Raw genomic sequence first — 20221 nt, 5'->3', positions numbered from 1 at the left:
GCCCTGGCCTGAGCCAGGGTTGGGGGTATCTTGGACACGCAAGAATTTGGACACAGATCAAGCCAGCCATTCGGTCTCGGGCAACGCCCGGCGACGATTTTTCTGAGTGTCCTGATCGCACTTAAGATCGTTTTGCTCTTCACCTTGGCTTGGAATGCTCGCTTCGTCATGGACGAATTCGTCCAACTCGGATGGGCCAAATATTTCTCCAACGGTCTCTTCGATACGATCTGGCACCCCAAGGCGGTCGGCTACGCGGTCTTCTACGAGATCGCCCACCTGATCGGTTGGGATGCCAGGTCGATCCTGCTTGCCGGCCGTATGCAGACTGCGCTGCTGGCGTGCGCGACCATTGCTTTGGTCTACGCATGCGCTCGCGCACTTGGAGAGGATCGGATCCGTGCCTTGGTCATTGTCCTCCTCCTCTTGTGCTTCTCGAATTTCATGGAGCGCATCTTTCGCACCATCGCCGAACCACTGGCAGTGTTCTTCGCGGTGGCGGCGCTGCTGGTCGTCCTGCGGGCACGTGAATTGAGCGGACGGCAGCTTGTCGCTGCCGGCATCCTAAGCGGCCTGTCGTTCCTCGCGACGCAGAAATCGATCTATTTCAATCTTGCGCTTGGCCTTGGTCTGGTCGCCGACGCGGCTTTGGCGAAACGCTATGCGGCAGGCATGGCGCGCGGCGCATGGCTTATGCTGGGATGGGCCGTTCCCATAATCGCCTATTGCTTTATCTTCGGCGGCGCCGACCCTGTTTCCATTGCCAGGAACCTCGTATTCGGTCCTCTTGAGATTGCTGCGCGCGGGGGCGGTGATTATGGGGGGCTGAGGCGATTCGTGTTTCAGACGCTCGCGCGAAACTATGTTCTTTATGTCTTCTGTTTCGCCGGCATGGCTCTGTCCCTGATGCAGATCATGAAACTCGATGAACGAAGGCGAATTGCCCTGATCTTCTCTGTCGTCATCACGGTGCTGGTTTTCGCGCACGACCAGCCGTGGCCCTACGTGTTCATCATGGCGTTGCCATTCATGTCATTATGGTCATTGACGCTGCTCGACGGCGTCGCAGCCCGCGTGCGTTACCTGCGCCTTGCGTGGACAGCGCTCGTCACGGCCATGGCTATAAGCTTCGTTGCCAATGTACTTTACCTTCGCTTCGACAATGCGGCCCAACTTGAACTGGTCGCGCGCGCAGAGTCATTGCTCGCGCCCGATGAGCGGTATTTCGACGGCATCGGGATGCTGCCAAATCGGCAGGAACCGACAACTTTGTGGCTCGATCAGCACTCTATATTCGCGACCTTGCTGGAAGGCAGGAGTTCCGAGGCCTACAATGTCTTTAGCGAGTCTCCGCCGAAGATGATCCTGTGGTCCTACAGAATGGACAAGATCTATCCCGTGGTCGCGCCTCAGATTGCGAACAGTTACGTCAGCGTCGCACCAAATCTCAGAATCGCTGGCAGTCGCCTTCATCCCGGTGAGAAGAAGATTTTCGACGTTCCGATTGCTGGAAGCTATGCACTCTACAGTGCAACCGGGACTCCCTTGCAAGGCTCGGTCGAAATTGATGGCGCCGTGCTTGATCCGCCATTTCACCTCCCGACCGGATCGAAAACCCTGACATTGCAAACCGGGTCAGGCGAAACATTGCTGCTGCCAACAGGTTCGTACGCCGGACACTTCAAGGCGGGCAGTGACAACGATCTTCTATTTGATGGCGTCTATGACTGAGCCGAGTACCGCTCGATCGAGGCGAGTGGCGGCAGTCGTATCGACGCCAGCCAACCTGTCGGATCGTAGCGACCGAACCAGGCAACTGACTGGGCGAATAGCCTTATAGCTGGGAGGCGACGACTTCGGCAGGCTGCGGCGCCTTGCGCTGGAGATTGAGCAGATTGCCCATCAGGATCAGCAGCGCGCCGCCGGCGGTGAAGGCGTCGATCTGCTCGCTATAGAGCAGCCAGCCGATCAGCGCCGACAGCGGCACACGCAGGAAATCCATCGGCGAAATGACGGTCGCGTCGGCATAGCCAAGCGCTCGGGCCATGCAGAAATGCGACGACATGCCGGTGAAGGCGATCAGCACGATCCATGGCCACAGTTCCAGGGGCGGGTTGCGCCACGTATAAAGCGCTGGAACGAGGCCGACCACCGACTGGATGATCAGCATCCAGAAGATGATGCGCACGACGCTGTCCGTTCGCGTCAGCGATTTGACCGTGACCACCGAGATGCCGAAGCAGACGGCGGCACCGAGCACGACGAGATGTCCGGGATCGACCGAGCCGACACCGGGGCGCACGATGATCACCACGCCGATCAGCCCCAGGACGATCGCCGCAAGCTTTGGCCGGGAGAGCCTTTCGCCGAGAAAAATCACCGCCAGGATAGCCGTCCAGATCGGTGTGGTGAATTCGATCGAGATCAGCACGGCCAGCGGGATCAGCGTTAGCGCGTAGAGCCAGGCCGCCTGGCCGGTATAGTGGATGACGTTGCGGGCGATATGGGCGATGGGGCGCTGCGTGCGCATCGCGGCAAAGCCGCCGCTCATCATCACCAGCGGCAGAAGGATGAAAAAGCCGATCACCGAGCGCAGTTCCAGCACCTGGAAGACGTTGAGTTCGGCTGTCGTGGCGCGGCCGGCGACCGACATCGCCAGGAACGAGGCGATCGACAACGCCATCCAGAACGCGGCCTTTGGAATCGAAGGGGTAGGTGTCATGCCGGCTGTGTCGCAGGACGGAGCTTTTGCCGCAATCGCTAGCCGCTGCATTCTTCTGGGCCAGTCGCCAAGGCTGGATGTTGCAAAACAGTCATGCTGCGGGCGGAACCTGAAACGGCAAGGGGCGTTGAGCCCGCGTAGCCAGCCGTGCCTGCGTTGTGAACTGTCCCACCTTTTTCGAGATCGACAAGGAGAGTTTCGATGAGATTATTCGCACAATTCGGCCTTGCTGGATGTCTGTTGGTTGCGGCAGGCACCGCGCATGCCGACGAGGCCAAATTTCTCCAGTCGTTCAGGGGCGATTTCGCCGGCAAGGGTATCGTCAAGGTGACCACAGACGCGCCAACGGTGAATGTGTCCTGTAACTTCAAGTCGAACGCGACGTCGACCTCATTGTCGCTCGACGGCAATTGCCGTGGACTGATTGTGGTGACGCGCGCCATCAGCGCGGATCTGAAAGCCAGCGGTGCCAGATATAGCGGCACCTATGTCGGTTCTCGTACCGGGCCGGCGCAACTCAACGGCAGCCGCTCCGGCAACGCGATCAATGTCGGCATCCGCTGGGCCAAGGAGGTCAATGGTGACCGAAGGGCACAGATGAGGGTCGAGAAACGCGGCGAGAACGGCATGCGGCTGACTGTCGTCGACACCGATCCGAAAACCGGCAAGAGCGTGGTGACGAGCAGGATAGACCTGCAGCGCAGTTGAATCTCAACGCAGCGATATGCAGCGTCACTCCTCGAGTGGTTCCGGCGGGTGGGCGTCGCGGCTCTTGCCGAAGGTATAGCCGGTTTCAACCGCCTTGCGGCCGAACTTGTCGCGCAGGGCGTCGATAGCGCCTTCGGCCATGGCGCGCTTGCGCGACTGGACGTCGACCAGATCGGGCGGGTCGGCCTTGTCGTCGTCCGAGAGGTCGCTGACGCCGATGCCGAGCAGCCGGTATTTCGTGCCATCGGTTTCCTTGCGCAGAAGTTCCACCCCGGTCTGAAAGATGCGGTCGGCGAGCCGGGTCGGGTCGCCGAGTTGGCGGTTGCGCGTGCGCAGCTTGAAATCCTGGGTCTTCAGCTTCAGCACCACGGTGCGCCCGGCAATGCCCGATTTCTTCAGCCGTGCCGAGACCTTTTCCGAAAGGCCCCTCAGCACCGCAACCAGCTCATCCAGCGAAGCGATGTCGGTGTCGAAGGTGGTTTCGGCCGATACGCTCTTGGCGTCCTGGTCGGGGTCGACGCGGCGGACGTCCTCGCCGCGCGAAAGGCGGTAGAGCCGGTCGCCCATGGTGCCGTAACGCCGCATCAGGTCGCCACGGTCCATCTGCTGCAATTGGCCGATGGTGCGGATGCCGTCCCGCTCCAGCGTGGCGTTGAACGCCTTGCCAACGCCCCAGATCATGGTCACCGGCTGTACCGCCAGGAAGCCGACCGCCTCGGCTTCGCCGATGACCGAGAAGCCGCGCGGCTTGCGGAAGTCCGACGCTATCTTGGCGAGGAACTTGCAATAGGACAGGCCGGCCGAAACGGTGATGCCGATCTCCTTCTCGACCGCCAGCGCGAAGCGCGCCAGCACCACCGCCGGTGGCAGGCCGTGCAGCCGTTCGGTGCCGGCGAGGTCGAGAAACGCCTCGTCGATCGACAGCGGCTCGACCAGCGGCGTCAGCGCCTGCATCATGGCGCGCACCTCGCGGCCGACGCGCACGTATTTTTCCATGTTGGGGCTGATGACGACCGCCTCGGGGCAGGCTTCGAGCGCCTTGAACATCGGCATTGCCGAGCGCACGCCCTGGATGCGGGCGATGTAGCAGGCGGTGGAGACAACACCGCGCTTGCCGCCGCCGATGATCAGCGGCTTGTCCTTGAGCGCCGGATTGTCGCGCTTTTCGATCGCCGCATAGAATGCATCGCAATCGATATGAGCCAGATGCAGCCGGTAAAGCTCGGGATGACGCGCGAGCCTTGGACTGCCGCAGCGCTCGCAACGGCGCGTTTCGCTGCGCTGAAATGTCAGGCAGTCGCGGCAAAAACCGTGGTGAGGATTGTTGACAGGAGCCGCCATTTGTGGGAACATAAAGAGAACAAACGCAATAGTACGACAGCGCAAGACCAGCGACAAGGGTGGTCTGGGGAGAACGCATGAGCACGACCATAGCGCCATTGACGCCCGCGCTATGGGCGGATTTCGAGGATCTCTTCGGCAAGCAGGGTGCCTGTTACGGCTGCTGGTGCACGCATTTCCGTATGGCGCCGGCGGTGCGCCGCGAAAGCAGCCGGGAGCGCAACAAGGACCACATCAAGGCGCGCATCGAAGCCGGCCCGCCGCCGGGTTTGCTGGCTTTCGAGGATGGCCAGGCGGTCGGCTGGATGCAGATCGGACCGCGCTCCGACGTGCCCGAATGGAACAATCAGGGCAGGGGTTCGGCACCGATCGATCCCGCCGACGCCGCGGATCCGGCCGTCTGGGCAATCTCCTGCTTCTTCATCCGCAGCAAGGCGCGGGGCAGGGGCATCACGCATCGCCTGGTCGAAGGCGGCATCGATTTCGCCCGCAAGAATGGCGCACGGCTGGTCGAGGCCTGCCCGATAGACCTGTCTCGCGATTCGCGCTCGATCGGCCTGTTCGTCGGCTCGTCGCGGGTCTTCGAGAAGGCCGGCTTCGAAAGGCTCGTGGAACGTAAGGCGGGCCGGCCGCTGATGCGGCTCGTGCTTTGATCGAGACGTTCCGCCCTGATAGCGTTGCGGATCCCGCCTTGCGGTTGCGGCGGTAATTTCATACCAGACGAACGAAGCGTTCCTTCTAAAGCGCATGCGCTTCAGGTTTTTTTGTTTATGCATGTCGTTCTCCCAAAACCGGGGACCCACTTTTGGGCGACATGCATTGTGTCAAACGGAGAATTCGCGTGAACCGTACCCTGCCATTCGTTTTCCTCCTTGCGTTGAGTGCACCTGCTTTCGGTCAGACTGTCGACAGTCAGGGTGCGAAGCAATTGTCCGACGACTTGTCCCGCTATGTCGGCAAGCAGGCGATCGACAAAGGCATCCTGAAGGTTTCGCTCGAGGGCAACGCCTACAAGATCCTGTTTGATTTCAAGGCACTTGCCGCATCATTCCCGGAGCAGAAGCTGCTGAAGTTCGACTTCGCTCCCTATGCGCTGATGGTCAAGCCGCGCAGCGATGGGTCCTGGGACGTCTCGATGGATTTCTCGCAAAGCGCTTCCTTCGAGTTCAACGGACCCGAGGGGCTGCAAAGTACGCAGTTTTCGATCAAGGACGGCAAGGGCTCGGGCGTCTACGACCCCAATCTGGCGGCCTTCACCAGCGGTACCAGTTCGATGGCCGGCATGACGATGGCATCGAAGGATGCCAAGCAGCGCATGGAAGCCAGCACTGGCGCCGGCACCGCGACCATTGCCGCGACCAAGTCCGCGACTGGTGGCGTCGATTTCACGACCTCGCAAAAGGTGTCGAGTTTTGTCGAAGCGATCAATTTCGACGATCCAGAGAGCGGGCTGAAATTCCCGGTCACCGTCAGGTCGCCGGAGCTGTCGGTCGAAGCCAGCGGCAAGGGCGTGCGGACAAAGCCGTTGCTCGATCTCCTGGCATTTGCGGTGGCGAATGAAGACGAGGCGACGCTGAAGGCCAACCAGGCGCAGCTCAAATCGCTTCTGCTCGCCGCCTTGCCGCTTTGGGAGCGTGTCGAGGGAACCTACGGCTTCAAGGATTTCGCCGTGGAAAGCCCGGTGGGCAATTTCGGCGCCACCCAGCTCTCCACTGCGTTCGGAAGCGACGGCGTCGCCCAGAACGGCACGATTACCTATGGCATCAAGGCTTCGGGGCTGACCGTGCCGCAGCAGCTTCTGCCGAGCTGGAGCGTGGGGCTGCTACCCACCGACATCGACCTGAACTTCGGCGGCGCCAACATCGATCTCGACAGCATGGCGAAGAAGGCGATCGAGGCCTTTGATCTCAATCAGGATCCGCCATTGTCGGCTGATTTCGGCGAGCAGCTCAAAGCCGACTTCATGGCCAAGACGCCGAAGGTCGTGCTCGGCCACAGCACGGTGAAGAACAAGGACACGGAGATCGCGCTGGAAGGCGAGATGACGTTCCCCGGCGAAAAGCCCGAAGGTAGCGTGACCGTCGATGTCGCCGGCTTCGACAAGATGGTCGAAGGCCTGCAAGAGGCGGCAAAGTCGGAGCCAGAAGTGGCGCAATACGTGCCCGTCGCACTCATGGCGAAAGGGGTTGGCAAGACGCTGCCCGATGGCCGGCTGGAATGGGTCGTCAACGCGAAAGCGGACGGTTCGGTCAGCGTCAACGGCGTCATGCTGAAACCCGCCGATCCGGCCGTGGACGACAGTGTCGATGATGATGACAGCGGGGACGATAGCGGTGACGACAGCGGCGGGGCAGGAGCGAACTGAACCCTTGAGAGCGGGGCTTTAGAGCCCCAGCGCGCTCGCGATCTTCGGCGCGGCCTCATGCCAGTCCTGGACGACGACGACGTTGTCCGGCACCGGCGGCAGGAATGCGCGCAGCGAATTGTCGGCCATCAAGTGGAACAGCTCTGCATCGGCGACCGCATCCTGCACAGACGCCAGATTGCGCGGCTGGTCGTCGACGAAGACGACCGGCCGGCCGGCCTTGCCGCGAAGCTTGGCCACCGCCGGCCCCTTGGCCATTTCAGTGGTCAGAAGCGGGTAGCTCACCCCGAGGGCATCGAGATGGGCGCGGCGCACGGCCCGGTGTCGATGCGGCATAGCCGTAAGCAAGATGATTTCCGCGCGGTCGCCAAGCCCTGCCAAGGCTTCCGAAGCACCTTCCGTGATACTCTGCCAGTCGGCCTGCGCGTCGAAGAAATCGCCTAGAAGTGCGGTGACTTCGGGCTGTTCGACCAGGCGGCCGCTCGCCGTCTCGGCGATGTTTCCGGTCAGCTGAAAGGAGGCCAGCGTAAGATCATAGCCGCGCGCCCTGAGAAAATTCGGAAACGGGCGGATGAATTCGAGCAAGACGTCGTCGACGTCGAGCACCAGCAGCGGACGGTCGTCAGCCACCAGTTCCTCGATCTGGCGCGCGGTTTCGGGATCGTCGCTCATATGGAATGCTCGTGGTTGTCGTCGCCCAGCGGCAGCGCCCGCAAGGCCTTGCCGACAGCAGCCGGCGGCGTGCCGGTTTCCTCGGCAAAGCGCATCAGCGTCGGCTCGTGGGCGAGAATGAACTGCAGGACACCGGCCAGGAAACCCGGCTCGCTGGCAGCCTGACGGATCGAATGCGCCTCGATGCCGGTGATCGCCAGAAAGCGCGGCAGCAGCTCCGGATCGGAGGCGACGAAGCCCAGGGCCTTCACTGCAATCGATTCCGCCTCTTCGCGCATTGACGCTGCGTTTGCCATCACTACCTTCGGTGTGGAATGAGTCTCTCCCGCAGTAATGGCAAGAGTTGCTTGCGGCAAGCCATTAGAGCGTGGCGCGCCCTTTGGACGCGCAAGGACGGGGTGGAATTTGCGCAGTTTTCCAGCCGCGGATTTCCGTTTCGTCAATGATATTGCCGTAAAGTGAAGCAGGGTTTGGTGCGTCTAGACATGGGCGCATGACGGTCGCCTTCGGGCGGAAGGACGACCGGGACGGGATATCGAATGCCGAAGAAGGTCATGATCGTCGAGGACAATGAGCTCAACATGAAGCTCTTTCGGGACCTCATCGAGGCAAGCGGTTACGAGACCGTGCGCACCCGAAACGGTCTGGAAGCGCTGGATCTGGCGCGCCAGCACCGGCCGGATCTCATCTTGATGGATATCCAGCTGCCTGAAGTGTCGGGGCTGGAGGTGACCAAATGGCTGAAGGAGGATGACGAGCTGCATGTCATCCCGGTCATCGCGGTGACCGCCTTCGCGATGAAGGGCGACGAGGAGCGCATCCGCCAAGGTGGCTGCGAGGCCTATATTTCGAAACCGATCTCGGTGCCGCGTTTCATCGAAACCATCAAATCCTATTTGGGCGATGCGTGATGTGCCCTTTCAGCCGAGCCGGAGCCTTGTGAAATGACTGCGCGGATCCTCGTCGTCGACGACATCCCTGCCAATGTGCGGCTGCTGGAAGTCCGCCTGCTGGCCGAATATTTCGAGGTGCTGACCGCTACAAACGGGCCGGACGCGATCGAGACCTGCGAGAACGGCAAGGTCGATGTTGTGCTGCTCGACGTGATGATGCCCGACATGGACGGGTTCGAGGTCTGCCGGCGGCTGAAGAGCGATCCGGCGACATCGCACATTCCGGTGGTCATGATCACCGCGCTCGACCAAGTTTCCGACCGCGTGCGCGGGCTCGAGGCCGGCGCCGACGATTTCCTGACCAAGCCGGTCAACGATCTGCAGCTGATGACGCGCGTCAAAAGCCTGGTCCGCTTGAAGTCGCTGACCGACGAGTTGCGGCTGCGCGCCTCAACGACGCGCAACATCGGCATCGAAGAGTTGCTCAGCCGCAATTTCGCGTCCGAGGACACAATGCCGAAAGTACTTTTGATCGACGAGCGCAAATCATCCGTCGAGCGCATCCAGAAGATGCTGCGCGACCGCGCCGATCTCGATATCTCCAGCGATCCGCATGCCGGCTTCTTCCAGGCCGCCGAGACGTCCTATGAATGCGTGATGATCTCGACGGCGTTCGCCGATTTCGATCCGCTGAGGCTCTGTTCGCAGTTGCGCTCGCTGGATCGAACCCGCTTCGTGCCGATCATCCTGCTGGCGGAGGAGGGTGAGGAGGAACGCATCATCCGTGGCCTCGAACTCGGCATCAACGACTATCTGATGCGGCCGATCGACCAGCAGGAACTGACGGCGCGGCTGCGTACCCAGGTGCGCCGCAAGCGCTACAACGACCAGTTGCGCGCCAGCGTCACCCAGACCATCGAAATGGCGGTGACCGACGGCCTGACCGGGCTGCACAACCGCCGCTATCTCGACAGCCACCTGCAGACGCTGTTCGATCGCGCCGTGGCACGGCGCCGGCCGCTGTCGGTGATGATCACCGACCTCGACCGTTTCAAGGCGATCAACGACGCGCACGGCCATGACGGCGGCGACGAGGTGTTGCGGGAATTTGCGCGACGGCTGCGCAAGAATGTCAGGGGCATCGATCTTGCCTGCCGTTTTGGCGGCGAGGAGTTCGTCGTGGTGATGCCGGATACCGAGGGCGCGGTGGCCGAGAAGGTGGCCGAACGCATTCGCGCCGAAATTGCCCAGGCGCCCTTTGCCATCGGCCAGGACGGCAAGACGATCGCAGTCACGGTCAGCGTCGGTGTGTCGTCGGTGCTGAAGGGCGTGGATACGGTGGCGGCGCTGATGAAGCGTGCCGACCTCGCGCTCTACGAAGCCAAGAGCGGCGGCCGCAACCGCGTCGTTGCCAAGGCGGCCTAATCGGTTCAGCCCCAATTTTCCAGTCAACCCGACAGGGTTACCCGTTTACCTTAATCCAAGCGATTCGCGAGCCTTGGTTAAGAAACTGTTGATTTTCATAAGCTCTTGCGCAAGTGTGAAGGCCAAGACGAAGCCGGCACGAGGATAGACAGCCGGCTCCGATCTCCAGAATACCCCATGATGCTCAGGTCCGCCGCATCTCCTGGGTCCGTGGGGTCGGCCGGCCGGCGCTGGCACTTAGTGGCCTCCTCGTACCGCTGCCAAACGCCGACCGGCCCCCTTCTTTCCAAAAGAACATCAGAGTTCGGTGCCAAGGCACGGAACTCTGCGTTTTTGCGGGTGAAAATCCGGATATCGTCCTCAGGAACTGCCACAGCATATCGTCTTGCGCGACAAGCTTGTTTCGTGGCAACCGACAGCGGAAGAATACCGATCCCTTCCATTTCATACATATGGCGCACCAGGGGCTTGCGGCAAGACCCAGCTCCTCCCGTAAGACAGCGGCCCAAACCAAGGTACGCAAAACGGGAGTGACGATCATGATTTCAGATCATGCGGTGGTGATCGCTGGGGGCGGTCCGACGGGATTGATGCTGGCGGGCGAACTGGCGTTGGCGGGCGTCGACGTCGCCATTGTCGAACGACGGCCGGACCAGAAACTCGCGGGCCTGCGCGCCGGCGGCCTGCATGCCCGAACCATCGAGGTGCTCGATCAGCGCGGGATTGCCGATCGGTTCCTCGCGCATGGCCAGGTAGGCCCGGCCGTGGGCTTTCACATGATCCGCCTGGACATCAGCGACTTCCCAACCCGGCACAATTATCTTTTGGCGCTGCGGCAAAACCACATCGAGCGGATCCTGGCCGATTGGGTCAGCGAGATGAAGGTGCCGATCTATCATGGACAAGAGGTGGCGGGGTTTACCCAGGACGACAGCGGCGTCGATGTCAAACTGTCCAACGGCCACCGGCTGAAGACGACATATCTGGTTGGTTGCGACGGAGGCCGCAGCACCATTCGCAAATCAGCCGGTATTGAGTTCGCCGGATGGGATCCGACGATGAGCTGGATGATTGCCGAAGTCGAGATGTCGGAGGAGCCGGAATGGGGTTTTCGCAGCAACGCCATCGGAATTCATGCCCTGGGTAAGATCGAGGACGGCAAAAAAGTTGGCGTCGTGCTGACGGAACCGGGCCTGGAGGCCCGCGGCGAACCGTCCCTGCGCGAGCTCAGCGAGGCGCTGATTGCCATCTACGGCACCGATTACGGGGTCCACAGTCCGACCTGGCTCTCGCGGTTCACCGACATGACGCGGCAGGCCGCGAAATACCGCGACAGACGCGTCCTGCTGGCCGGCGACGCAGCGCATGTCCACCCGCCGATGGGCGGACAGGGCCTCAACATCGGCGTGCAGGACGCAGTGAACCTGGGATGGAAGCTCGCCCAGGTGGTCAAGCGGACATCACCGGAAAGCCTGCTCGACAGCTATCACACCGAACGCCATCCGGTCGCTGCCCGCGTGTTGCGCAACACGATGGCACAGGTCGCTCTTCGTCGTACGGATGACCGCACCAAGGCATTGAACGACATCTTTGCCGAGTTGCTTGGCATGGAGGAGCCCCGCAAACGGATCGCCGCTGAGATGTCCGGCCTAGGCGTCCACTACGACCTCGGCGAGGGGCATCCGCTGCTTGGGCGGCGAATGCCCGATCTCGATCTGGTCACCGCCAACGGGCCATTGCGGCTCTTCACCTTGCTGCACGAGGCGCGGCCAGTGCTGCTTAACCTCGGTGAGACCGGCAGGCTGGACATCGCACTCTGGGCTGATCGGGTCCGGCTGATCGACGCAAAATATGCCGGTGCCTGGGAGCTTCCCATCTTTGGTGAGGTTGCGGCGCCAACCGCAGTTTTGGTCCGGCCCGATGGCTATGTGGCTTGGGTTGGAGTGGGAACCCAACAGGGACTGCCGGACGCGCTGACGACTTGGTTCGGACCGTCTGCTGCTGCGGGTTAGCAGATACGGTCGAAATGGCCGGCACGATCTCCTGACACGCGTTGTCGCCATCATCAACAGCATGAAAAAGGATGGGCCTCCTGACAAGCAATTGACAGCATCTTTCGTCTGTGCAGAAATTGGTTGGACCATTGGACCACTTGGAGCAGATGTGGACCAGAACAGCCTGCCACCCATTCAGACGACGGCGCGCGACGACGCCGTGCTGAAGGCGTTGGTAGGGTTTGTTCGCGCCGAGGCGTTGCAGCCCGGCGAGAGGCTTCCAACCGAGCGTATTCTGGCCGAGCGGCTGAAAGTGAGCCGCAACACGGTGCGCGAGGCACTGACACGCTGGGAAGGGCTTGGCCTCGTCGAGCGCCGGCAAGGCAGCGGCACCTATCTCAAGGCGGCTGTTTCACCCGACATGCTGCACATGCCGCTGACGCTGGCAGGCGGCAATGATTTCACCTCACTCATGCAGACGCTGGAAATCCGCCGCGCACTGGAGGCGGAGGCTGCGGCGCTTTGCGCAGAACGCGCCAGCCAAGCCGACATCGCCGAGATCGCGCGCAAGCTCGACATCATGGAGCAGGCGTTCCGCACGCGCGACGGCATGTCGTCGGAAGAGGACTGGGAGTTCCACCAGGCGGTCTACCGGGTCTCGGGCAATCCGCTGTTCGAGCAGATCATCGCCGCCATGCATGAGCTGTTCCATCGCTTCTGGGAGCATCCGCTCGGCGTGCGCGACTTCGGCCACGCCAGCTTTCCCTACCACCGCACCATCTACGAACGCATAGCCGCCCGCGACCCGCAGGGCGCCCGCGCCGAAGCGCTCAAGCTGATCGCCACCGTCGAGGACGATCTGAAGCGCGGTGCCGCCAAACTCAAACTTTCGAGCCAGACATGAACGAGCATCCATCAGGTTTCGATCACGACTATCTTGCCGAGGCGGCAACACTGCTGGCTCATGACGAACCCTTCCCCGGCGGTGCGGTGGTGCCGCCGATCTATCAGACCTCGCTGTTCACCTTTGCCAACTATGCCGAGATGGCCGATACCTTTGCCGGCAAACGAAAGCAGCCGATCTATTCGCGCGGCGACAATCCGACGGTGATGGAATTCGAGGCGCGTGTGGCCGCGCTCGAAGGTGCCGAGGCAGCACGCGGCTTTTCCAGCGGCATGGCGGCAATCAGCGCCACCGTGCTTGCCTTTGTTGGCGCCGGCGAGCGCATCGTCGCCGTGCGCAATTGCTATGGCGATGCCTACCGGCTGTTCGAGCGGCTGTTGCCGCGGCTCAACATCAAGGTCGACTACGTCGACGGCTCCGACCCGGATGCGGTGGCTGCGGCACTTCCTGGTGCCAAGCTGTTTTATCTGGAAAGCCCGACCTCGATGATGTTCGAGCTGCAGGACATCGCGCATCTGACGCGGTTGGCCAAGGAGCAAGGCATCGTCACCACCATCGACAATTCCTGGGCGACGCCGGTGTTCCAGAAGCCGATCACGCATGGCGTCGATCTGGTGCTGCACTCGGCCTCGAAATACCTTGGCGGCCACAGCGATACCGTAGCCGGTGTGGTGGCGGGTTCCGCCGGCCATATCAAGCACATCAATGAGCAGACCTATTCCTATCTCGGCGGCAAGCTGTCGCCGTTCGAGGCTTGGCTGCTGCTGCGCGGCCTGCGCACACTGCCGCTGCGCCTGCCGCATCACATGCAAAGCGGCCTGACCATCGCCGAACGGCTGAAAGCGCATGGCAACGTCGAGCGGGTCAACCACCCCGTCTATTCGAACCATCCGGGCAAGGCGACGCTGGCCGGCTATGCCGGATTGTTCTCCTTCGAGGTGACGGACGATATCGACATCCCGGTCTTCGTCGACGCGCTGAAATATTTCCGCATCGGCGTCAGCTGGGGCGGGCATGAAAGCCTGGTCGTCCCGGCCAAGGCGTCGCTGGAGCAGACGCCGGGCCTGAATTCGATGGCGCGCTTCGGCGTCAGCCCCCGAACCATCCGCTTCAATGTCGGATTGGAGAGTGTCGAGGACCTGTGGGCGGATGTCGCCCAGGCCTTCGAAAAAGCCAGAAAATAACAAGCGGGTTCAAAATGGGAGTCTTGAACATGAAGAAACTGACCGTCATGCTTGCCACCGTTGCGGGGCTGGCGATTTCCGCCGGAGGCGCGCTGGCCGATTCGACCCTGAAAATGGTCGAAGTCATCACCAGCCCGCCGCGCACCGAATTCCTGAAAAAACAGATCGCCGAGTTCGAAACGGCCAACCCCGGCATCAAGGTCGAGCTGATCTCGCTGCCCTGGGGCCAGGCCTTCGAAAAATTCCTGACCATGGTGCAGGCCGGCGATACGCCCGACATCGTCGAGATGCCGGAACGCTGGATGGGCCTCTATGCCAACAACGCCCAGCTGGAGGATCTCGGCCCCTATATGGCCAAGTGGGACGACGCCAAGACGCTCGGCGACCGTGCCAAGCAGTTCGGCTCGACCGTCAACAACACCCAGTTCATGATCCCCTACGGCTACTATGTGAACGCGCTGTTCTGGAACAAGAAATTGTTCAAGGAGGCCGGCCTTGATGGCCCGCCGGCGACGCTCGATGATTTCATCGCCGATGCCAAGAAGATTTCCGCGATTCCCGGCAAGTACGGCTACTGCCTGCGCGGCGGGCCGGGCGCCTTCAACGGCATGCACATGTTCATGAACATCGCCGCCGGCAAGGGTGGCTACTTCAACGAGGACGGCACCTCGACGATCAACGAAGAAGGCTCGGTCAAGGGCTTGCAGATGCTGGCCGACATGTACAAGGACGGCCTGGCGCCGAAGGATGCGGTGAGCTGGGGCTTCAACGAAACCGTCACCGGCTTCTATTCCGGCACCTGCGCCATGCTCAACCAGGACCCGGACGCGCTGCTTGGCATCGCCGACAAGATGAGCGCCGACGACTTCGCCGTGGCGCCATTGCCGGTCGGACCGAGCGGCAAGTCCTATCCGACCCTTGGCTATGCCGGCTGGGCGATGTTTGCCAACTCGCAGCACAAGGACGACGCGTGGAAGCTGATGGCGACGCTGCTGTCGCCGAAGGACAATCTGGAATGGGCCAAGGAAGTCGGCGTCGTCCCGATCCACAACGGCGCCGACCAGGATCCCCATTTCAAGACCGAGCAGTTCAAGGGCTGGTTCACGGAGCTGAGCGACAGCTCCAAATATGAAATGGTGACCCCGCCGACGCATCTGGAGAACCTCGGCAACTTCGTCGATCAGGTGGCGATCAAGAACTTCCAGGAAGTGCTTCTCGGCCAGAAGACGGCCAAGGAAGTCGCCGACCAATGGGCTGCCTTCCTGACCAAGGAACAGCAGGACTGGCTGGCGAAGAACAAGAAGTAAGCGCCTTTTCTTCCTTCTCCCCGTTCACGGGGAGAAGGTGTCACGAAGTGACGGATGAGGGGCGGCGCCACGCCTCGATAGGTTCGCGCTGCCCCTCATCTGCCTGCCGGCATCTTCTCCCTGTATTGTGACGGGGAGAAGGACGCTGTCCCCGACGCCGCTCCAGGGAGCCAGATCCTCAGCCCATGACCTACGCCGTGTCCGAAATACGATCCGCCGGCAAGCCGCGTCGCAAGCAGCTATCCCACGCCGCAATCGAGCCATGGCTCTATCTCAGCCCGGCGATCATCCTTCTGGTCGTGGTGCTTCTGGTGCCGCTGGTCATCGGCATCAGCTACTCCTTCCGCAAATTCTCGGCGTTCAAGTCCGAATATGTCGGGCTCGGGCAGTATCAGGCGATGCTGTCGGATCAGGTTCTGGGGCAGGCGCTGGTCAATACGTTGTGGTGGACCGTCGCCAGCCTGTTCTTCCAGTTCTTCCTCGGCCTCGGCCTGGCGCTGCTGCTCGACAAGCCATTCCGGGGCCGCAAGGTGGTGCAAGCCCTGGTGTTCCTGCCCTGGGCGGTGCCGTCCTTCCTGTCGGGCCTGACCTGGGCCTGGCTGTTCAACCCGATCATCGGCCCGTTGCCACACTGGCTGTTTGCACTGGGGTTGAAGGCCGAGCCGACCAATGTGCTGTCCGATCCTTCGACCGCCATGTGGGGGCCGATCGTCGCCAATGTCTGGTTCGGCATTCCGTTCTTCGCCATCACCCTTTTGGCGGCGCTGAAGTCCATTCCATCGGAACTGCATGAGGCGGCGGCCATCGACGGTGCTTCGCCCTGGCAGCGCTTCACCAAGGTGACGCTGCCGTTCCTGGCGCCGACCATCGCCATCACTGTCATGCTGCGCACCATCTGGATCGCCACCTTCGCCGACCTGATCTTCGTCATGACCGAGGGCGGACCCGCCGGCTCGACCAACACGGTGCCTGTCTACATCTATGTCAGCGCCTTCAAATCGCTGGACAAGGGCTATGCCTCGGCGGTGGCCGTGCTGCTGCTCGTCCTGCTCATTGCCTATGCGATCGCGCTGATCGGCATCCGTCGCACGCTGGTGAGGCACGTCTGATGATCGCAGGGCGTTCAACCTCGCAGCGCTTCTTCGGCGGCATCGGCCTTTACGCCGCAATCGCTGCATACGTGCTCTTTGCCCTGTTCCCGATCTACTGGACGCTGAAGATCTCGGTCACCCCGGAGCGGCTTCTCTATTCCGAGGGCATCACCTTCTGGCCATCGCAGATGACGTTGCAGAATTTCGTCACCGTGCTCGAGGCCACAGACTTCCCGCGCTATTTTCTCAACAGCGTCATCGTCTCGGTGTCGACAGCGGCGCTGGTGACGGTCATTGCGACGCTCGCCGGTTATGCCATGTCGCGCTTCACCTTTCGCGGCAAGGCAGCACTTGCGCTGATGTTGCTGCTGACCCAGACCTTTCCGCTGGTGATGGTCATTCCGCCGATCTACCGCGTGATGGGTCAGATTGGGCTGATCAACAGCCTGACCGGGCTGATCATCATCTACACCGCCTTCAACACCGCGTTTGCCACCTTCCTGATGCAGTCCTTCTTCGACGGCATTCCAAAGGACCTGGAAGAGGCGGCGATGATCGATGGCTGCACCCGCGCGCAAGCGATGCGCAAGGTGATCGTGCCGCTGACGCTGCCCGGTATGGGCGCGACACTCGGCTTCGTCTTCACAGCCGCGTGGAGCGAGCTTCTGTTCGCGCTGATGCTGATTTCCAGCGACGACCAAAAGACCTTCGCGGTCGGCCTGCTTACCTTCATCGGCAAGTTCGCCGTCGACTGGGGACAGATGATGGCGGCGTCCATCCTGGCGCTGATCCCGGTCTGCATCTTCTTCGCCTTCCTGCAACGCTATCTCGTCACCGGCCTGACCGCCGGCGCCGTCAAAGGATAGATCGATGGCCTCTGTTACGCTCGAAAAGGTCCGCAAGGATTATGGCGCCGTCCGTGTCCTGCACGCGGTCGACCTTGAAATCGCCGATGGCGAATTCGTCGTCCTGGTCGGGCCGTCAGGCTGCGGCAAGTCCACGCTCTTGCGCATGATCGCCGGGCTGGAGGAGGCTTCCGGCGGCGAGATCCGCATCGGCGAGCGGCTGGTCAACGATGTCGCGCCGAAGGACCGCGACATCGCCATGGTGTTCCAGTCCTATGCGCTCTATCCGCATATGGACGTGTCGAAGAACATGGGCTTCAGCCTGCTCTTGAAGAAAGCGGAGAAGACGACGATCGACGCGAGGGTGGACGGCGCGGCCAAGCGGCTCGGGCTCGACACCCTCCTGCAACGCTTGCCGCGGCAGCTCTCCGGCGGCCAGCGCCAGCGCGTCGCCATGGGCCGTGCCATCGTGCGTGACCCCAAGGTCTTCCTGTTCGACGAGCCGCTGTCGAACCTCGACGCCAAACTGCGCGTCCATATGCGCGCCGAGATCAAGGCGCTGCACCAGCAACTGAAAACCACCTCCGTCTACGTCACGCATGACCAGATCGAGGCGATGACCATGGCCGACCGGATTGTCGTCATGCATGACGGGCTGATCCAGCAGGTCGGCGCGCCGCTCGATCTCTACGACCGGCCAGCCAACATGTTCGTCGCCGGTTTCATCGGTTCACCCGGCATGAATTTCCTGCCGGCGACGATCCGCAAGAGCGGTGCCTCGGAGGCCGTGCTGGCCGATGGCCAGGCGCTGCGCCTACCGGAAGGCCTGCCGCTGAAGGACGGTGACGCCATCACCGTCGGTTTGCGGCCCGAGCATATCCGGCTGGCGGATGACGGTGCGTTGAAGGGCGAGGTGGTGGTGGTGGAGCCACTCGGGCTTTCGACGCAGTTCTACGTCAAGCTGGCCAGCCAGCAGCTTTGCGTCTTTGCCATGGGCCGTGCCGGCGTGAGGCCCGGCGACGTGGTACGGCTGGCGGCCGATCCAGCGTCGCTGCATCTGTTCGATCCGAAAAGCGGTGATCGCATCGGTTGAGGGAACTCAGCCCGGGCTGAGGGCATTGGGACGCGATCGACCAGTTGCACGGCGATCTGCACAGGCGCTGAACCTGCTGAACGACTGGCCTGCGGATTACGAACGGTCGTATCAGGCGCCAAATGTCGGGCAGGAAATATAAGGGGACACTACATCTCAATTAACTAAAGTAACGGAACGTCCAACAGACATTTCCGGAACCTAACAGGACCCCTCAGACCTTTGCGCGTAGAGAACAAGACTTTAGTCCTGCCGTCTTTTAAAAAGAACGGAAGCCATTTCGTCACGAATTAGAGCCGCCGTGCGAGAGGTCAATACCGCCGGCTGCATCTGCAAGTATGGATTAGTCGACGATGTGTGGTTATGGTGTGATCGCGGAAGACAGCTGTGGCGTCTAACCGCGAGGGCTTCTTTTAGGCAGCGGCGAACTGTCCATTGGGTTCTCAGCCGACTTGGCTGATCGCCGCTCTTTTAGCCACAGGGACTTCTTTCTTCTTGCCAGAATCTCGTCTCGAATGCTGTCTTCGGCGGTCACTCCGCCATGCGTCGCGGCAATCGCGTAGTCGGCTCTGTTGGTTCTATAGTCACCCTTTTGAATGGACATCGTTTCTCTCCCAGTTCGAGGCATTTCCCCCCTTTTGGCCTGACGCTGAACCTAACTGCCTATCCATCGTGCGAGTCTACCAATTGGCGATTGTATTAAAACGATACACTCCGCAGGCATGGTGATGGTGCGAGGTGTATGGCGTGTGGTACGTGGAATTGTGCGCGGCGCGCGACCTCATGCTTTCAGGCTAAGCGCAGCCGGCCTGACCACTTCTTTGCATCGCATGCACGACAGAAGCCCGCCTTGCGCGGCTTTTTTCATTGACCCTGTTGGGACCCTTATTGCGGAGCCACTGCAGGCGGACTCGGAGCCGGCGTAGATTCGGTAGAAGATGCAGGGGGATTATCAGGCGCAGGCTGAGGCGCAGGCGGGGCTGCCTCCTCGGTCAAAACCTGGTCAGTTCTGGCTTTGATCTCGTCGGCCGTCTGCTGACTAATCAGCCCGTTGCTGACGGCGATGCCGGCAACCAGGGCAACAAGGGCTGCAATGATTGCAGCTTTCAACTTCTTCGACATCCGTAGGGGCCTTGTTCAGCGCCCCCTGCCAGCCCACGACCCAAGGGTGCCGCAACCCTGGCGAACGGTCAATCCTTTTGGCTGGTGCCTTTGCGCGGATACAATGAAATCAAGTGGTTACAAACGAAAACGCCGCCCATTGGGCGGCGTTTCGGCATTGCAGAGGAAAAACCCAGATTACTTGATCTTGGTTTCCTTGAACTCGACGTGCTTCTTGGCGACCGGGTCGTACTTGCGGAACGACAACTTGTCCGTCTTGGTGCGGCTGTTCTTGCTGGTCACGTAGAAGAAACCGGTGTCGGCGGTCGACAGAAGCTTGATCTTGATGTTTGCGGCTTTGGCCATGATATCAGTCCGTTTGTTCGTGGAGTTTTGGCCGCTGGAGCACGGGGAGAACACCCGGACGCGGGAAACTTGGCGCGACACATAAAGAACGCGCCCGGAAAGTCAAGCCCGGCAGGCCTTGTGCGCAGGGCAATCGCTTCGGGTTAACGGGAGGTGCGTATGGGATGCGAATGTGATTCATGAGGGGCTTCGTGATTTGCGGAGCCCTCG

The 20221-nt window shown here is 61.4% G+C and carries 19 protein-coding genes; 13 read left to right on the top strand and 6 right to left on the bottom strand.

Features of this window, described 5'->3' with window-relative positions:
* The first annotated feature begins 30 nt into the window (after window positions 1–30).
* The gene (locus NKJ06_RS24450; protein WP_352628120.1) at window positions 31–1731 is read left to right on the top strand and encodes an ArnT family glycosyltransferase; all 1701 of its coding nucleotides are present in this window, start codon (window positions 31–33) and stop codon (window positions 1729–1731) included.
* Between the two features lie 103 nt (window positions 1732–1834).
* Here the strand turns inward: NKJ06_RS24450 and NKJ06_RS24445 are convergent, their stop codons facing one another.
* Entirely contained in the window at window positions 1835–2722 is an 888-nt protein-coding gene (locus NKJ06_RS24445; RefSeq protein WP_352628121.1) for a DMT family transporter, read from the bottom strand.
* Between the two features lie 201 nt (window positions 2723–2923).
* On the opposite strand from NKJ06_RS24445, the gene NKJ06_RS24440 reads away from it, so the two are divergent.
* Complete coding sequence (locus tag NKJ06_RS24440) at window positions 2924–3430, top strand: hypothetical protein (RefSeq protein ID WP_352628122.1); 507 nt, start codon at window positions 2924–2926, stop codon at window positions 3428–3430.
* Window positions 3431–3454: 24 nt separating this feature from the next.
* Here NKJ06_RS24440 and NKJ06_RS24435 read toward each other — a convergent pair whose 3' ends face one another.
* Window positions 3455–4783: a DNA polymerase IV gene (locus tag NKJ06_RS24435; protein WP_352628123.1), complete on the bottom strand. Its 1329-nt coding sequence runs from the start codon at window positions 4781–4783 to the stop codon at window positions 3455–3457.
* A gap of 65 nt (window positions 4784–4848) precedes the next feature.
* On the opposite strand from NKJ06_RS24435, the gene NKJ06_RS24430 reads away from it, so the two are divergent.
* Window positions 4849–5424, top strand: a complete 576-nt coding sequence (locus tag NKJ06_RS24430; protein ID WP_352628124.1) for a GNAT family N-acetyltransferase — start codon at window positions 4849–4851, stop codon at window positions 5422–5424.
* A gap of 188 nt (window positions 5425–5612) precedes the next feature.
* Complete coding sequence (locus tag NKJ06_RS24425; RefSeq protein WP_352810870.1) at window positions 5613–7136, top strand: hypothetical protein; 1524 nt, start codon at window positions 5613–5615, stop codon at window positions 7134–7136.
* Between the two features lie 18 nt (window positions 7137–7154).
* On the opposite strand, the gene NKJ06_RS24420 is transcribed toward NKJ06_RS24425, so the two are convergent.
* Entirely contained in the window at window positions 7155–7808 is a 654-nt protein-coding gene (locus NKJ06_RS24420) for a hypothetical protein (RefSeq protein WP_352628126.1), read from the bottom strand.
* Entirely contained in the window at window positions 7805–8104 is a 300-nt protein-coding gene (locus tag NKJ06_RS24415; protein ID WP_352628127.1) for a DUF3572 domain-containing protein, read from the bottom strand. The genes NKJ06_RS24420 and NKJ06_RS24415 overlap by 4 nt, the downstream gene beginning before the upstream one ends.
* 258 nt (window positions 8105–8362) lie before the next feature.
* Between NKJ06_RS24415 and NKJ06_RS24410 the strand changes: the two genes are divergently transcribed.
* From NKJ06_RS24410 to NKJ06_RS24370, 9 genes are all read left to right on the top strand, one after another.
* Window positions 8363–8719, top strand: a complete 357-nt coding sequence (locus NKJ06_RS24410) for a response regulator (protein ID WP_274533729.1) — start codon at window positions 8363–8365, stop codon at window positions 8717–8719.
* A gap of 33 nt (window positions 8720–8752) precedes the next feature.
* Window positions 8753–10126, top strand: coding sequence for a PleD family two-component system response regulator (locus NKJ06_RS24405; RefSeq protein WP_352628128.1), 1374 nt, complete (start codon window positions 8753–8755; stop codon window positions 10124–10126).
* 539 nt (window positions 10127–10665) lie between these two features.
* Window positions 10666–12138, top strand: a complete 1473-nt coding sequence (locus NKJ06_RS24400) for an FAD-dependent monooxygenase (RefSeq protein ID WP_352628147.1) — start codon at window positions 10666–10668, stop codon at window positions 12136–12138.
* Between the two features lie 151 nt (window positions 12139–12289).
* Complete coding sequence (locus NKJ06_RS24395) at window positions 12290–13024, top strand: FadR/GntR family transcriptional regulator (RefSeq protein WP_352628129.1); 735 nt, start codon at window positions 12290–12292, stop codon at window positions 13022–13024.
* Window positions 13021–14208, top strand: a complete 1188-nt coding sequence (locus NKJ06_RS24390; RefSeq protein WP_352628130.1) for a PLP-dependent transferase — start codon at window positions 13021–13023, stop codon at window positions 14206–14208. Before NKJ06_RS24395 ends, NKJ06_RS24390 begins: the two co-directional genes overlap by 4 nt.
* Window positions 14209–14237: 29 nt before the next feature.
* Window positions 14238–15515 carry an ABC transporter substrate-binding protein gene (locus tag NKJ06_RS24385; RefSeq protein WP_352628132.1) on the top strand — a complete coding sequence of 426 codons (1278 nt, stop codon included), beginning with the start codon at window positions 14238–14240 and terminating at the stop codon, window positions 15513–15515.
* Window positions 15516–15700: 185 nt separating this feature from the next.
* A complete protein-coding gene (locus NKJ06_RS24380) occupies window positions 15701–16624 on the top strand; it encodes a carbohydrate ABC transporter permease (RefSeq protein WP_352628133.1) in 924 nt (307 codons plus the stop codon).
* On the top strand, window positions 16624–17472 hold the full coding sequence (locus NKJ06_RS24375; protein WP_352628134.1) for a carbohydrate ABC transporter permease: 849 nt from the start codon (window positions 16624–16626) through the stop codon (window positions 17470–17472). Before NKJ06_RS24380 ends, NKJ06_RS24375 begins: the two co-directional genes overlap by 1 nt.
* Before the next feature lie 4 nt (window positions 17473–17476).
* Complete coding sequence (locus tag NKJ06_RS24370; protein ID WP_352628135.1) at window positions 17477–18544, top strand: ABC transporter ATP-binding protein; 1068 nt, start codon at window positions 17477–17479, stop codon at window positions 18542–18544.
* A 394-nt stretch (window positions 18545–18938) separates the two neighbouring features.
* Here the strand turns inward: NKJ06_RS24370 and NKJ06_RS24365 are convergent, their stop codons facing one another.
* Both NKJ06_RS24365 and rpmG read right to left on the bottom strand, forming a co-directional pair.
* A complete protein-coding gene (locus tag NKJ06_RS24365; RefSeq protein WP_352628136.1) occupies window positions 18939–19148 on the bottom strand; it encodes a hypothetical protein in 210 nt (69 codons plus the stop codon).
* A gap of 695 nt (window positions 19149–19843) precedes the next feature.
* Entirely contained in the window at window positions 19844–20011 is a 168-nt protein-coding gene (gene rpmG / locus NKJ06_RS24360; protein ID WP_006201775.1) for a 50S ribosomal protein L33, read from the bottom strand.
* Window positions 20012–20221: the final 210 nt, after the last annotated feature.

The organism is Mesorhizobium sp. M0293, from assembly GCF_040321735.1.
Lineage (GTDB): Bacteria > Pseudomonadota > Alphaproteobacteria > Rhizobiales > Rhizobiaceae > Mesorhizobium.
The sequence above is the reverse complement of the archived record's forward strand: the minus strand, read 5'-3'. Positions and strand labels throughout refer to the sequence as shown.